The organism is Nocardia mangyaensis, from assembly GCF_001886715.1.
GTDB lineage: Bacteria > Actinomycetota > Actinomycetes > Mycobacteriales > Mycobacteriaceae > Nocardia > Nocardia mangyaensis.
Genome location: NZ_CP018082.1, coordinates 4,386,386 through 4,399,972, shown reverse-complemented (window position 1 = coordinate 4,399,972; position 13,587 = coordinate 4,386,386). Strand labels below are relative to the sequence as shown.

General features: G+C 70.3%; 14 protein-coding genes. 8 read left to right on the top strand and 6 right to left on the bottom strand.

Annotation, left to right across the window (positions count from 1 at the left end; all coding sequences use genetic code 11):
• Positions 1–70: 70 nt before the first annotated feature.
• Positions 71–826: a YebC/PmpR family DNA-binding transcriptional regulator gene (locus BOX37_RS19990; RefSeq protein ID WP_071928995.1), complete on the top strand. Its 756-nt coding sequence runs from the start codon at positions 71–73 to the stop codon at positions 824–826.
• Positions 827–886: 60 nt separating this feature from the next.
• Here the strand turns inward: BOX37_RS19990 and BOX37_RS19985 are convergent, their stop codons facing one another.
• From BOX37_RS19985 to BOX37_RS19970, 4 genes are all read right to left on the bottom strand, one after another.
• Entirely contained in the window at positions 887–1,384 is a 498-nt protein-coding gene (locus BOX37_RS19985) for an SRPBCC domain-containing protein (protein ID WP_071928994.1), read from the bottom strand.
• A gap of 148 nt (positions 1,385–1,532) precedes the next feature.
• A complete protein-coding gene (locus tag BOX37_RS19980) occupies positions 1,533–2,678 on the bottom strand; it encodes an RNA polymerase sigma factor (RefSeq protein ID WP_071928993.1) in 1,146 nt (381 codons plus the stop codon).
• Positions 2,675–3,082 carry a YciI family protein gene (locus BOX37_RS19975; RefSeq protein WP_071928992.1) on the bottom strand — a complete coding sequence of 136 codons (408 nt, stop codon included), beginning with the start codon at positions 3,080–3,082 and terminating at the stop codon, positions 2,675–2,677. The genes BOX37_RS19980 and BOX37_RS19975 overlap by 4 nt, the downstream gene beginning before the upstream one ends.
• 152 nt (positions 3,083–3,234) lie before the next feature.
• Complete coding sequence (locus tag BOX37_RS19970) at positions 3,235–3,951, bottom strand: FadR/GntR family transcriptional regulator (RefSeq protein ID WP_071928991.1); 717 nt, start codon at positions 3,949–3,951, stop codon at positions 3,235–3,237.
• 195 nt (positions 3,952–4,146) lie between these two features.
• Here BOX37_RS19970 and BOX37_RS19965 point away from each other — a divergent pair, with 195 nt between their 5' ends.
• Genes BOX37_RS19965 through BOX37_RS19945 form a run of 5 tightly spaced genes read left to right on the top strand, consistent with a single transcriptional unit; the run spans position 4,147 to position 9,414 of the window.
• Positions 4,147–5,289, top strand: a complete 1,143-nt coding sequence (locus BOX37_RS19965; RefSeq protein WP_240504953.1) for an acetamidase/formamidase family protein — start codon at positions 4,147–4,149, stop codon at positions 5,287–5,289.
• Between the two features lie 59 nt (positions 5,290–5,348).
• Entirely contained in the window at positions 5,349–6,719 is a 1,371-nt protein-coding gene (locus BOX37_RS19960) for an amidase family protein (protein ID WP_071928990.1), read from the top strand.
• 7 nt (positions 6,720–6,726) lie between these two features.
• Positions 6,727–7,698 carry an ABC transporter substrate-binding protein gene (locus BOX37_RS19955; protein WP_071928989.1) on the top strand — a complete coding sequence of 324 codons (972 nt, stop codon included), beginning with the start codon at positions 6,727–6,729 and terminating at the stop codon, positions 7,696–7,698.
• A complete protein-coding gene (locus tag BOX37_RS19950) occupies positions 7,695–8,588 on the top strand; it encodes an ABC transporter permease (protein WP_240504952.1) in 894 nt (297 codons plus the stop codon). Before BOX37_RS19955 ends, BOX37_RS19950 begins: the two co-directional genes overlap by 4 nt.
• 19 nt (positions 8,589–8,607) lie before the next feature.
• On the top strand, positions 8,608–9,414 hold the full coding sequence (locus BOX37_RS19945) for an ABC transporter ATP-binding protein (protein WP_071928988.1): 807 nt from the start codon (positions 8,608–8,610) through the stop codon (positions 9,412–9,414).
• Between the two features lie 3 nt (positions 9,415–9,417).
• Here the strand turns inward: BOX37_RS19945 and BOX37_RS19940 are convergent, their stop codons facing one another.
• Both BOX37_RS19940 and BOX37_RS19935 read right to left on the bottom strand, forming a co-directional pair.
• On the bottom strand, positions 9,418–10,686 hold the full coding sequence (locus BOX37_RS19940; protein WP_071928987.1) for an amidohydrolase family protein: 1,269 nt from the start codon (positions 10,684–10,686) through the stop codon (positions 9,418–9,420).
• A gap of 80 nt (positions 10,687–10,766) precedes the next feature.
• Positions 10,767–11,423 carry a GntR family transcriptional regulator gene (locus tag BOX37_RS19935; protein WP_206045684.1) on the bottom strand — a complete coding sequence of 219 codons (657 nt, stop codon included), beginning with the start codon at positions 11,421–11,423 and terminating at the stop codon, positions 10,767–10,769.
• A 191-nt stretch (positions 11,424–11,614) separates the two neighbouring features.
• On the opposite strand from BOX37_RS19935, the gene BOX37_RS19930 reads away from it, so the two are divergent.
• Positions 11,615–12,361 carry a sulfite exporter TauE/SafE family protein gene (locus BOX37_RS19930; RefSeq protein WP_071928986.1) on the top strand — a complete coding sequence of 249 codons (747 nt, stop codon included), beginning with the start codon at positions 11,615–11,617 and terminating at the stop codon, positions 12,359–12,361.
• Between the two features lie 20 nt (positions 12,362–12,381).
• A complete protein-coding gene (locus BOX37_RS19925; protein WP_071928985.1) occupies positions 12,382–13,584 on the top strand; it encodes an amidohydrolase in 1,203 nt (400 codons plus the stop codon).
• The last annotated feature ends 3 nt before the right edge of the window (positions 13,585–13,587 follow it).

Genomic DNA, 13,587 nt, shown 5'->3' with positions numbered 1-13,587 from the left:
GCGTGGTGAGTAGGCTGGATCGAGCTTGTCCGCCCGGGCAGACGCGCAACCGACCTGAAGGAAGTAGGGCATGAGCGGCCACTCCAAATGGGCCACCACCAAGCACAAGAAGGCGGGAATCGACGCCAAGCGCGGCAAACTCTTCGCCAAGCTGATCAAGAACATCGAGGTGGCGGCCCGCACTGGTGGTAGTGACCCTGCGGGTAACCCGACGCTGTTCGACGCCATCCAGAAGGCGAAGAAGTCGTCGGTCCCCAACGACAACATCGAGCGCGCCCGCAAGCGCGGCGGCGGCGAGGAAGCCGGCGGCGCCGACTGGCAGACGATCATGTACGAGGGCTACGGCCCCAACGGCGTCGCCGTGCTGATCGAGTGCCTCACCGACAACCGCAACCGCGCAGCGGGCGAGGTCCGCGTCGCGATGACGCGCAACGGCGGCAACATGGCCGACCCCGGCTCGGTGGCCTACCTGTTCGCCCGCAAGGGCGTGGTGACCCTCGACAAGAACGGCCTGTCCGAGGACGACATCCTCGAGACGGTCCTCGACGCCGGCGCCGAAGAGGTCAACGACCACGGTGAGGCCTTCGAGATCATCAGCGAGCCCGGCGACCTGATCGCCGTGCGCACCGCCCTGCAGGGCGCGGGGATCGACTACGACTCCGCCGAGTCCGGCTTCCAGGCCTCGGTCTCGGTGGCCGTCGACGCCGAGGGCGCCCGCAAGGTGCTCAAGCTGGTCGACGCGCTCGAGGACAGCGACGACGTACAGAACGTCTACACCAACGTCGACATCTCCGACGAGGTCGCCGCCGAACTCGACGACGAGTAACCGCACGGGCACACGCCCACAGCCCCGGCCGCCGAACGGCTGGGGCTGTGTGCTTTTCGGCTAGGCGCGCTGCTGGTAGTAGTCCGAGAGGGCGGGGTAGTAGTCGGCGAAGTCCGGGTGCTCGGTGTGCGTGCAGGAGGCGACGAACATGTCCACGTAGTACTCCCAGCCCGGGCCGATCTGCGGGATCTCGGCGAGCTGGTATTCCGAGGTGAGGTGGTGGATCAGCTGCACGTCGGTGCCCGCGTCCGTCGCCTGCAGGCTCACCTCCAGCCGCCACACGCCGATCTGATCGGTCGAGGACAGAGCGAGGTGGATCGGCGCGGTGCAGTCCTCGATCAGCATGGTCGTCCACGGTTCGCCTTCCTCGAACCGCATCTGTACCCGGATCGAGTTCCCGGACCCGGCCTCACCCTGCCAGGTGCCGTACCAGCCTGCGGTCAGGTCGGGATCGGTCAGCCGCCCCCAGACCTCCCCGATCGGCAGCGCCAGCGACCGGGTGATCACCAGATCCCGGCCGTCGGGGGTGGGTCGGATCTCGCCGGTGGGTGTGGCCATGCGTGCTGCTCCCTCGCTCGGATGGGTCGAACATGCCGGTCGTCCTCGACGGTACGCCCGTCGACGACAATGACAGGATGACTCGAATCGAGGCCGTGCGTGGCGACATCACCGAGCAAGCGGTCGACGCGATGGACTGAACCGAAGTTCATGAACGCAGGAGCTGGCGGATGCGTGCTGCTTCGCGGGTGAGGTGATCGCGTTCCGGCGTGCTGGTTGCCGCGTGGGCGGCCTCGGCATACAGGTCGGCGGCCACTTCCAGGTCGCCGGCGCGTTCGAGGAGATGGGCGCGGACCGCGGTGTAGCGGGGCAGACCGGGATCCACGCTGCTCAGCGCGGCCAGACCAGCCTGTGGTCCGTCGGCCTCGCCGACCGCGACCGCCCGGTTGAGTCGCACCACCGGGCTGCCGGTCAGGTGCAGGAGCTCGTCGTACCACTCCACGATCTGTACCCAGTCGGTCTCGGCGGCGGTGGGGGCATCCGCGTGCAAGGCGGCGATCGCGGCCTGGGTCTGGTATTCGCCCAGGCGGTCACGGGCCAGTGCGGTCTGCAGGATCGTCACCCCCTCGGCGATGAGGTCGGTGTCCCACCGGGTTCGGTCCTGCTCGGCGAGCGGGACGAGGCGACCGCCGGGGCCGGTGCGTGATGCCCGACGCGCGTGGTGCAGCAGCATCAGCGCGAGCAGCCCCGCGACCTCGGGATCGTCGGTCGCGGTGGCGAGTTGGCGGGTGAGGCGGATGGCCTCGGCCGCGAGGTCGACGTCCCCGCCGTAGCCTTCGTTGAAGACCAGGTAGAGCACCCGCAGGACCGTCGCCGGGTCGCCGGGGCGATCCAGCGGCTGCCCCGAGAGCTGCCGTTTGGCGCGGCTGATCCGCTGGGCCATGGTCGCTTCGGGCACCAGGTACGCCGTCGCGATCTGCCGTGTCGTCAGACCGCCGACGGCGCGCAGCGTCAACGCGACGGCCGAACCGGGCGACAGCGCGGGATGCGCGCACAGGAAGTACAGCCACAGCGAGTCGTCGGTGTCGGGCACCGGACCGGTCGGCGGCTCGAACTCCACCGCGAGTTCCCGTCCGTGCCGCGAGGTTTCCGATCGCGCGGCATCGAGGAACTTGTGCCAGGCGGTCGTGACGAGCCACGCCTTCGGATCGCGCGGTGGGTCGGCCGGCCAGCTCTGCAGCGCGCGGATCACCGCTTCCTGCACGGCGTCCTCGGCCGCGGCGAAGTCGGCGCCGCGCCGGACGAGGACGCCGAGCACCGCGGGTACGAGCTCCCGCAGCAGCGATTCGTTCACTCGGTGACGGTGGGTGTCGCGGTGAGGAACGGCCGCAGTTCGAGCCACTCCCGCACCGGCTTCCCACCCGCGCCGGGCGCCTCCGACAGTTCCGCCGCCACCTCGAGCGCGCGCTCGTAGGTCTCGACGTCGATCACCATCCAGCCCGCGATCAGGTCCTTGGTCTCGGCGAACGGTCCGTCGGTGACCGGTGGCCGACCCGCGCCGTCGGAGCGGACGAAGGTGCCCTGCGGGGACAGCGCCTGGCTGTCGACGTACTCGCCGGTGCCCTCGAGCCGCGCGGCGAAGTCCTCCATGTACTGCACGTGGGCGGCGAGTTCGGCCGGGGTCCACTGGTCCATCGTCACGTCGTTGACCGACGCCGGTGCGCCGCGGTAGTGCTTGAGCAGCAGGTACTTGGCCATGATCTTCTCCTTGACAGTGCTGGGGCCGTTCTGGCCGGAATCGAGCTCGGGCGGACTGACATCGGTCGCGTCGCTGGATGAGTTCCTCCGTCGGTGCCGCTTCGTGGCTCGTACCCCTGGGACGGAGCCGGGTCGGCATTCTCGACATCGACCTACGAAGAATCTTTTCCGCGGGCCGGGGGAGTGCTGATCTCGCGGACTTCGCGCAGGTGCTGTTCCATGGCGGCGGCCGCGGCGAGGCCGTCCGCGGCGTCGACCGCGCGCAGGATCTGGGTGTGGCCGTGTACCGACACGCGCCGGCCCAGCGGCGTGCGGTGGGACAGGACGCGGGTGTGTCTGGTCCATTCCGTGGTCATCGTGCACAGGGTGACCAGCAACGGGTTCTGCGCCGCGTGGGCGAGCAGGGTGTGGAATTCGATGTCGAGGGCCATCGATTCCTCGGGGCCGAGCGACTCGGTGGACCGCTCGATGATCTCGTGCAGCGACAGCAGGTCGGATTCGACGGCGCGCAGGGCGGCGAGCTGGGCGATGCGCGGTTCGACCAGCTCGCGCAGTTCGGTGGCGTAGCCGAGTTCGGTGTCGAGGTCGGCGAGGCTGCCGTGCAATTCGGCGGCGCCGCGCGGTAGTTCGGCGACCGTACTGCCGCGGCCCTGCTTGCGGTCGACGAGTTTCTTGGATTCCAGCTCGAACATGGCCTCGCGCAGCGAGGACCGCGACACGTTGAGCTGCGCCGCCAGTTCGCGTTCCGGTGGCAGCCGGTCGCCCGCGCGCAGGGCGCCGTCGATGATGAGCCGCTCCAGGTGGGCGGCCACTTCGGCGCCGACGCTGCCGGTGCGGCGGCGTAGTGGGGGTATCGGCGCGAATGTCACGTGCCGCCTCTCTCGTGGACTCGATTGGTCTGGCCAATTCTAGTCGAGGCGAGTTCTCGGGCCGATATTGCCGACGCGTAAAGGGTTGGTTACGCATGTTTCGCCCGGTAGCCACGCGATTTGTAGTGGCATACCGTTATCGCAACAGTGGTCGGACCAATGTCGACCACAGGTCGACGACACCGGAGGAAGCACGTGACCTCATTGGCTGGGGAACAGCTCGCGACGGCCTTTCCGGTGTTGCAGCCGGGTAGTGGCATCGCGGCGGGAACCACGTATGTTCCCGCCGATCCCGATCGCGTTCTGTGGGGCCGGTTGCCGCGACGGGGTGACGCGCCGGTGGTCACGATCGCGCCGGGGGCGACCGTGGTGATCGACACGATCAGCCACGAGGGCATTCTCGACGATCAGGGGTCGGACCCGGTCGCCTACTTCCGTGGACACGGAGTGCCGCGGGCGCAGATCCTCGATGACACCGTCGAGGTGGTCGCCCGGCGTACCAGGCAGGCGGGTGCCGGGCCGCACATCGTCACCGGGCCGATCGCGGTCGACGGCGCGCGGCCCGGTGATCTGCTCGCCGTGCGCGTCGATGATCTGGCCATGCGCGCGCCCTACGGGGTGATCTCCACCCGGCACGGCCGGGGCATGCTGGCCGGTACCCCGCAAGACGGCTCCTACGGGCAGTTCTGCACGGTGCACGACCGCGACGGCGAATGGGTCGCCGCGATGCCGATCGGACCGGGCAGCCCCCACCGGGCGCGGTTCCCGCTCGCGCCGTTCCTCGGCATCATGGGGGTGGCCACCGACACCGAGGAACGCGCGCATTCCGTGCCGCCCGGCTCCCACGGCGGCAACATCGACGTCAAACTCCTCACCCCAGGCGCGACCCTGTTCCTGCCCGTCCAGGTTCCCGACGCGCTGTTCTACGTCGGCGACCCCCATTTCGCGCAGGGCGACGGCGAGGTGGCACTCACCGCGCTCGAGGCGCCGCTGCGGGCTCGGCTGACCTTGGATCTCGTCCCCGCCGCCCAGGTGGCCGAACTCGGCAGTGGCACCGGCCCGTTCGCGGCGGGGCACGGTCTGGTGATCCCCACCGGACTCGACGCCGACCTCGACACCGCGCTGTCCCTGTGCGTCGGCAATGCCGTCGACCTGCTCGGCGCGCTGTTCGAGACCGACCCGAAGTCGGCCTATCTCTACCTCAGCGCCGCCACGGATTTCACCGTCTCCCAGGCAGTCGACCTCACCCGCGGCGTCCACGGCAAGATCCGCGTCACCGACTTCACCCACACCGCGGACACCGAGCTGGCCCGCTATGTCCTCGGCCGGGCCCGATGAGCACACCGTCGCGCGGCTCGGGACGCCCTCGGGTGGCGAGCGCGCGGGCTGGTGCCGAAGTGGACACCACAGTGTGGCGTGTGGTCGGTGCGCCACTGGTCGCGGCGACGGGGGACGGTCCGCTCAGCGGTCGCACCGTGGCGGTGAAGGACCTGTTCGCGGTGGCCGGGTATGCCATCGGAGCCGGTGTCGAGGACTTCCTCGCCGAGCGAGCTCCCGAAGGTGCCCACGCCGCCGTGGTCGCGCAATTGCTCGCGGCGGGCGCCGGCATCACCGGAATCGCGCGCACCGACGAGTTCGCCTACAGCATCACCGGCAGCAACGGACGTGCCGGTATGCCCGTGAATCCCGCTGCCCCGCAGCGGATTCCGGGTGGCTCGTCGAGCGGCCCGGCGGTCGCGGTCGCGCGGGGTGAAGCCGACATCGGTCTCGGTACCGACACCGCGGGCTCGATCCGCGTCCCCGGCGCCTACCAGGGGCTCTGGGGGATCAGGACAACCCACACCGCCCTCGACACCACCGGCTTGCTGCCGCTGGCACCGTCCTTCGATGCCATCGGATGGCTCGCCCGCGACGCCGCAACCCTCGCGGCGGTCGCCGCCGTCCTGCTGACCGAACGACCTTCGCGGTCGGCGGCCGGAAACGGCCCGTTCTCGGCCGCGCCGGTCGATCGACTCGACCTCGGCGGCGGCATCGCTTCCGTGCAGGAACGCCTGCACGGCGATCGGGCCGACCACGCGCCGCCACCACAGTCGTGCACGGAACTCGACGCTCGCGGTGACAGCGGGACTCGCGGCGCCGCGATCGTCGGCGACGGTCTCGACAACGTCCGGTCCGGGTCCGGTTCGCCAGATCTCGTTGTCGACCCGGGATTGTGTGCTGCGGCCGAGCCGGAGACAGCTCGTCAGTGCCTGCGTGCCGCAGGGGAAATCGGGTCGAAGCCGATCGCGCTGGGGGCTGAGCTCGATCGGTGGTTCGCGGCGTTTCGTACCGTGCAGGCGTTCGAAGCGTGGGCGGGGCACGGGGATTGGATCGCTGCGCATCCCGGCGCGCTCGAGCCGGAGGTTGCCGCACGGTTCCGCCTGGCGGCCACTGTCACCACTGATGACGCTGCGGCGGCCCGGGTGGTGGTGGCCGACGCGGCGGCGCGGATCGGGGAGACCGTGGGTGATCGGGTCCTGGTCGTGCCGACCACCGCCGGTCCACCACCGCAGCGCGAGGCCGCCGGCACCCACGAAGCCATCCGCACCGCCACCCTGCGCCTGACCTGCCTGGCCTCGATCGCGGGACTCCCCGCGGTCACCATGCCCCTGCCGACCGCCACCGACCTACCCGCCGGGCTGTGTCTGCTCGGCGCACCGCACACCGATCGTGCGCTGATCCGTACCGCCGCGCGCTGCGCCGCGGCCCTCACCGCCTCCGCCCGATAGGACTGTCATGAAACACTCACCGCGCCAACTGCTCTCGGCGATCGTCACGGCGCTGCTGCTCGTCGTCGGGCTCACCGCCTGCATCTCCACACCCGACGGTGGTGGCGACACCGCCGCCGTCAAGATCGGCACCCTGCGTGGCCAGCCACACCTCTACGCACCGTATTTCATGCAGCAGTTCGCCCCGACGGGCACCACCTACGACATCGTGCTGTTCGAGAACTCGCCCGACATCAAGAACGCGCTCGCCTCGGGCGCCATCGACTTCGGCGTCCTCGGCGCGCCATCGATGCTGGCGGGCAGCGCGGCCGGGCAGAACGTGCGGATCATCGCCTCCGCCGCCGACGGTGGTTCCGGCTTCGTCGGCAAGGCCGACATCACCACACCGAACGACCTGCGCGGCAGGAAGATCGGCTTCCCGCAGGGATCCTCGCAGGAGATCGCGTTGAAGCTCACCCTGCGTGCGCACGGCATCGACCCGGCCACCGATGTGGAGCTGGTCAACCTCGCGTACTCCGACATGGCGAACGCTTACAAGTCCGGTCGGATCGACGCGTTCCTCAGTGCCGAGACCGCGCCCTCGATCGTCATGCAGGACGGTGCGCACCAGATCGTCTCGCCCTACGACACCGCGATCGGTCCGGTGAACATCGTCTTCGGCACCAGCGCCACGGTGATCGACCGCGACCGCGAGCTGGTGGAACAGACCGTGCGCAGCTTCGTCCAGGCGATCGAGTACATGCTCGGCGACCGCACGGCGTGGGTCGACGGGCTGGTCAGCACCTTCGGACTCGACCGCACCATCACCGAGACCGCGGCGAACAATGTGTGGCTGCGCTGGGAACTCGATGACGCCTATCGCCAGCGACTGGCCGCGCTGGCCGAGCAGATGCTGGCCTTCGACCAGCTGGGCGAGGCGCCGGACCTGCCGACGCTCATCGACCCGAGCTTCCTGTCCGCGGCGGGTGCCGGACAGTGACCGCGCTCGACACCGCCATCACCGCGCCGACCCCCGTGGAGCCAGGGGCGCCCGCGCCCGACCGCCGGGACGCGTGGCGAGCCCGGCTCGGCACCCGCGCTGTCACGGTGCTGTGGGCGCTGCCGGTCCCCGTTCTCCTGGCCCTGCTGTGGGATCGAGGCGTCGCGGGCGGTTGGACGCTGCCCCTCGGTATCCAGATGCAGTACCTGCCCACCCCGGTCGAGGTGGCCCGCCGGCTGGGCGACCTCGCCGTCGGCGGCATCATCGACGACACCTACAGCGGCACCCTCTGGCTGCACCTGTACGCCTCCACCCTGCGTGTGGTGCAGGGCTTCGCGTTCGCGGCCGCCGTCGCGATCCCACTGGGCATCGTGATGGGCCGCTCCCGGCTCGTGTACCGAATGCTCGAACCGACGATCAACCTGATCCGTCCCATCCCGGTCACCGCGTGGGCGCCGCTGTCGCTGCTCATCATCGGCTTCGGCGACCGGTCGACGATCTTCCTGGTGTTCCTGGCCGCGGTGTTCTCGATCCTGCTCAACACGATCGCCGGGGTCAAAGCGGTACCGGAGCGACTGCTCGAGGCCGCCGCCATGCTGGGCACCCGGCCCGCGCACACGCTGTACAAGGTGGTGCTGCCCGCGGCCGTGCCCAATATCGTCGCCGGGCTGCGGATCGCGCTCGGCCTGTCGTGGGTGATCCTCGTGGTCGGTGAGACCGTCGGCATCCGCGTCGGATTGGGGGCGTTGATCACCCAGGCTCGCGAGCAGTCACGCACCGACCTGATCATCGCCGTGATGATCGTGATCGGCCTGGCCGGATTCCTGGCCGACCGGCTGCTGATGCTGCTGGTCCGGTTGCTCACCGGTCGTCGGCCCCTTCTTCCCTGACCGCGCAGACAGGACACCCATGAAGATCTACTCCACCCGGCGCCGCCCGAACCGCCCGGCGCGCATCGTCATCGACGGTCTCGGCAAGCGCTTTCCCGGTGCGCCCGGGTTCGCGGTCGATGGTGTCGGACTCGACATCGCCGCAGGCGAATTCGTCTGCGTGGTCGGGGCGAGCGGGTGTGGAAAGTCCACCCTGCTGCGGATTCTGGCCGGCTTCGAGACGACCACCACCGGAACCGTCAGCGTCGGCGACGAGCCGATCAGCGGACCCGGGCCCGAACGCGGCGTCGTGTTCCAGGACTACGGCCTGTTCCCGTGGCTCACGGTCGCCGAGAACATCGGCTACGGACCGAAACAGGCCAGGATGACCCGCCCCGACATCGCCGAGATCACCGACCGCTGGCTCGACACCGTCGGCCTCACCCGGGTCCGGCAGTCGTTCCCGCACCAACTCTCCGGTGGCATGCAGCAGCGCGTGGCCATCGCCCGCGTCCTGGCCAACAGCCCCGCGGTCCTGCTCATGGACGAACCCTTCGGCGCCCTCGACGCCCTCACTCGCACCGACATGCAAGCCGAACTCAAACGCATCCACCGCGAAACTGCCGTCACCGTCGTCTTCGTCACCCATGGCATCGACGAAGCGGTCTACCTGGCCGACCGCGTGGTCGTCATGGCAGGCGGCGCGGCACACGGCAACCCGGGTCACGTCCGCGACATCGTCGAGATCGACCTGCCCGGCGAACGCGACTCCACCACACCGGAATTCAACGCCTACAAGCGCCGCATCGACGCCCTCGTCCATCAGGGCAACCACGCTGCGGTCTGAACCTCAGTCGACGACCGCGATCGGGCGGGCGACGATCTCGGTGACCCGGGTCGTGCGGGCGACGACGCGGCCCGCTTTGATCACGTAGCAGCGGTCGGGGCGGTCCAGGAGGGCGTCGGCGAGGCGGTGGGTGCCGAGGACGACGAGGTCGGCGTCCGCACCGACCCGGATGCCGTGGCGGTCGGCGACGCCGACCACGGTGGCCGCGTCGACGGTGGCCATGTCCAGGACGCGGCGCAGGTCCGGTGGACTGGAGAGGTGGCTGGTCTGGGCGAGGAACAGGCCGATGTCGAGAAGGTCGGCATTGCCGTAGGGGGTGAAGGCGTTGCGGATGTTGTTGGAGGAGTAGGCCGTGGTGACCCCGGCTGCCCACAGTTCGCGGACGGGGGCGATGCCTCGCCGCACCGCGGTCTCGTCCGCACGCCCGCCCAGGTGCATGTCGGTGGCGGGCAGTGGCACCACGGCGACGCCCGCTGCCGCCAGCCGGGCCATCGTCGCCTGGCGTTCGTGGGACGGGCGGGATGCCAGTGAGGTGACGTGGCCGATCGCGACGCGGCCGCCGAGCCCGGTGCGCTGGGTCGCCTCGGCGATGTAGTCGGCCAGGGCGAAGCGCGGGTCGGTGGCGTCGTCGGCGAAGTCGGCGTGGATGTCGACGGGTACAGCGAATTCGGCGGCCAGGTCGAAGACCAGATCCACGTGGCGATGGCAGTCGGCGAGGTCGGCCTCGTTGTAGGAGCAGCCGCCGATCACGTCCGCGCCGCGCCGCAGCGCCTCGCGCAACAGGTCGAGGGTGCCGGGCGCGCCCAAGATGCCTTCCTGCGGGAACGCGACGATCTGCAAGTCGATCAACCCGCGGTACTCCTCGCGCAGGTCGAGCAGGACCTCGACGCCGAGCAGTCCCACGATCGGGTCGACATCCGGATGCGCGCGAATCAGGGTGGTGCCGTGCACGATCGCGCTGTCGAGCACCCGCCGGGCGCGGTCGGCGACATCGGTCGCGGTGAACCCGCGCTTGAGGTCGCCGGTGATCGCGATGGCGCCCGCGAGGGTGTCGTCGGGGGCGTGGGCTCGCCCGTCGAGCAACGCCTTGTCCAGGTGGACGTGGGGCTCGATCAGTCCGGGGATGACGACCCGTGCGGCACAGTCGATCTCGACGGTCGCCGCCGCTGGCGGGTCCGTCCCGATGGCGGTGATCACACCGTTGGTGACGGCGATGTCGACCGGATCGATGTCATCGGCCACGCGGGCACGACGCAGCAGCAGATCGACCACGAGAACCTCCTGGAATGCGGGGACAGTCTTTGTATACGACTCCCGCGTTTCCGCGGCGGACCGGCGATGCTGCGCCTGTGTTAACCGTCGGCGCCGCCGCGCTGGCGCAACCGGTAGGCCGAGGCCGCGTGCGCGATGTGTTCGGCGACCACGGTGTGCGCGCGCTCGGCGTCACCGGCTTCCAGTGCGGCGCAGATCTGTTCGTGTTCGTCCCAGGAGTCCTCGGCCCTGCGCGGCAGCTCGACCGCGTAGACCCAGGCGATCTTCCAGCTCAGCTGGGTGATCAGCTGTGCGAGCAGCGCGCTGCCCGACGCCTCGGCCAGTACTTCGTGGAACCGGCTGTTGAGCCGGGCCAGCTCGTCGAGCCTGCCGTCGCGCACAGCCGCCTGGCCCAGCGAGGTGAGTTCCTTGAGCCTGCCCAGCTGTTCGGGGCTGCGCCGCGTCGCGGCCCGGCTCGCGCACAGGGGCTCGAGCAGGGCGCGGATCTCGAGCAGGTCGGCCGCCTCCGCCTCGGTCAGTTCGGCGACGAAGGTGCCCGCATAGGGTCGTGACGAGGCGAATCCCTCGGCTTCGAGGGTCCGCAACGCTTCGCGGACCGGGACTCGGGAGACCCCGTATCGCTCGGCGAGGGTGTCCTCGGTCAGTCGTTGCCCGGAGACGAAGTCGCCGCGGATGATGTCGTCGCGGAGGGCACGGCAGACCTGCTGCGGAGTCATCCGGCGGACGGTGTTGCTCACGTCGCCTCCCACGATCGACAAGCGGGGCCGACTTCGGATTTGTCTACGATCCGCGGCCCCCGCGCTGGCCAGTACCCCACGAATCTACGTCATGCCGGCAGCTCGGCTGCCGGTGGAGACCCGGACGGCCCTCGGCAGGACCTGCCGCAGTAGTTCGTATACGATCGCGACACGCTCTCGGAAAGGATGTCATGGACCCCCTGCACATGGCACTGCTACTGGCCGCAGGTCTCGGCGCTGGTTTCTGCAATGCCATCGCCGGTGGCGGCAGTCTGCTGTCGTTCCCGGCCCTGCTGGCCTTCGGCCTGCCGCCGGTCACCGCGACCGTGACCAATGCCGTCGCGGTGTGGCCGGGCTATCTCGGGGGCGCGGCGACCCTGCGCAAGCGCACCGGGCCGTTCCGGGAGCTGCTGCCACGATTGGTGATCACCGGCACCGTGGGCGCCATCGGCGGCGCACTCGCCCTGCTCACCGCGCCGCCCGAGGTGTTCGCCGCCATCGTGCCGTACCTGGTCCTCGCGGCCACCGCCCTGTTCGCCGCCCAACCCTGGCTCTCGCGCAAACTCGCCGACCGGCAGTCCGATTCGCGGATCACCCTGTTCGCCGGTGTGTTCCTCGGCGGCATGTACGGCGCCTACTTCAACGGCGGCATGGGCATCGTGTTGCTCACCGCGCTCGCCCTCGGCATCGATGCCTCCGCCCAACTGCTCAACGGCCTGAAAAGCCTGCTCACCGTCGCGGTGTCGACCACCGCGATGATCGCGGTGGCGCTCTTCGGGCCGGTCGACTGGATCGCCGTCGCCCTGCTCGCGCCCGCGTGCCTGCTCGGCGGCGTGCTCGGCGCCCGGTTCGCGGATCGGCTGCGACCCGGCGTGTTCCGCGCGGTCGTGATCGTCTTCGGTGCCGGGGCGGGCACCGCCATGCTGCTCACCGCGTGAATCACCAAGGAGGACCTCCCATGACCGAACTGCTGTTGCGTGGTGGCACGCCGTGGCTTCCCGGCATCGCGCTCGAACCCGCCGACATCCACCTCGTCGGCGGCCGGATCGCCGCGATCGGGCCGGGCCTGGCGCCCGCGGGCGCCGAAGTCGTCGACCTCGGCGGCGCGCTGATCCTGCCCGGACTCGTCGACACCCACTGCCACCTGGACAAGACCCTGTGGAGTGGGCCCTGGGTGCCCAATACCGGCGGCCGCACCCTGGCCGGGCGGATCGCCAACGGGGAAGCCCGCCGCGCCGAACTCGGCATCCCGAACATCGACTACGCCGGAAACCTGCTCGCCGCCATGATCGCCGGTGGCACCACGCACGTGCGCAGCCACGTCGACATCGACCCCGAGATCGGGCTCGAGGGTGTCGAGGTCGTCCGCGCCGCCGCGCACCGCCACCGCGACCGCGTCGACGTCGAGCTGGTCGCCTTCCCGCAGGGTGGCCTGATCACCCGTCCCGGCACCGCCGAGCTGCTCGAGGCGGCACTGGCCGAGGGCGTCGAGGTGATCGGCGGCCTCGATCCGGCGGGTTACGACAACGACGCGGTGGGCCAGCTCGACGTGATCTTCGGCCTGGCCGACCGCTACGGCGCCAAGATCGACATCCACCTGCACGACGGCGGCGCGCTCGGTGCCTGGCAGTTCGACCTGATCATCGAGCGCACCAGGGCGCTCGGGCTCGGCGGCCGGGTCGCCATCAGCCATGCCTACGCCATGGGTCAGCAGCTCGCCGAGGACCAGCGGCGCCTCGCCGAGGATCTCGCCGAGGCGGGCGTGGCCATGGTGACCTGCGCGGTCGGCGAGGCGCCGGTGGTCCCGGTGCGGGTCATGCGCGCGGCGGGCGCGACGCTGGCGCTGGGCAACGACGGCATCCGCGATCTGTGGACGCCCTACGGTGACGGCGACATGCTGCGCCGGATCGGCGCCGTGGCCTATCGCGATCGATTGGTTGCCGATGCGGAGATCGAACTCGCCCTGCACGCCGGAACCTACGGCGGCGCGGAGGTTCTCGGTCTCGCCGACTACGGCCTCGCGGTCGGCGCCCCCGCTGATCTGGTGGTCCTCGACGCGCCGACCCCGGCCGCCGCGGTGGTCGCGGTACCCACCCGGCGCCTGGTCCTCAAGCGCGGCAGGATCGTCGCCGCGCGGGGCGCGCTGACACCCGCACATTGATCG

Bases quoted from the DNA above. Each gene is read 5' to 3' on its own strand.
- BOX37_RS19990 (WP_071928995.1), top strand. From the start codon at position 71: ATGAGCGGCCACTCCAAATGGGCCACCACCAAGCACAAGAAGGCGGGA.
- BOX37_RS19985 (WP_071928994.1), bottom strand. From the start codon at position 1,384: ATGGCCACACCCACCGGCGAGATCCGACCCACCCCCGACGGCCGGGAT.
- BOX37_RS19975 (WP_071928992.1), bottom strand. From the start codon at position 3,082: ATGGCCAAGTACCTGCTGCTCAAGCACTACCGCGGCGCACCGGCGTCG.
- BOX37_RS19955 (WP_071928989.1), top strand. From the start codon at position 6,727: ATGAAACACTCACCGCGCCAACTGCTCTCGGCGATCGTCACGGCGCTG.
- BOX37_RS19945 (WP_071928988.1), top strand. From the start codon at position 8,608: ATGAAGATCTACTCCACCCGGCGCCGCCCGAACCGCCCGGCGCGCATC.
- BOX37_RS19930 (WP_071928986.1), top strand. From the start codon at position 11,615: ATGGACCCCCTGCACATGGCACTGCTACTGGCCGCAGGTCTCGGCGCT.
- BOX37_RS19925 (WP_071928985.1), top strand. From the start codon at position 12,382: ATGACCGAACTGCTGTTGCGTGGTGGCACGCCGTGGCTTCCCGGCATC.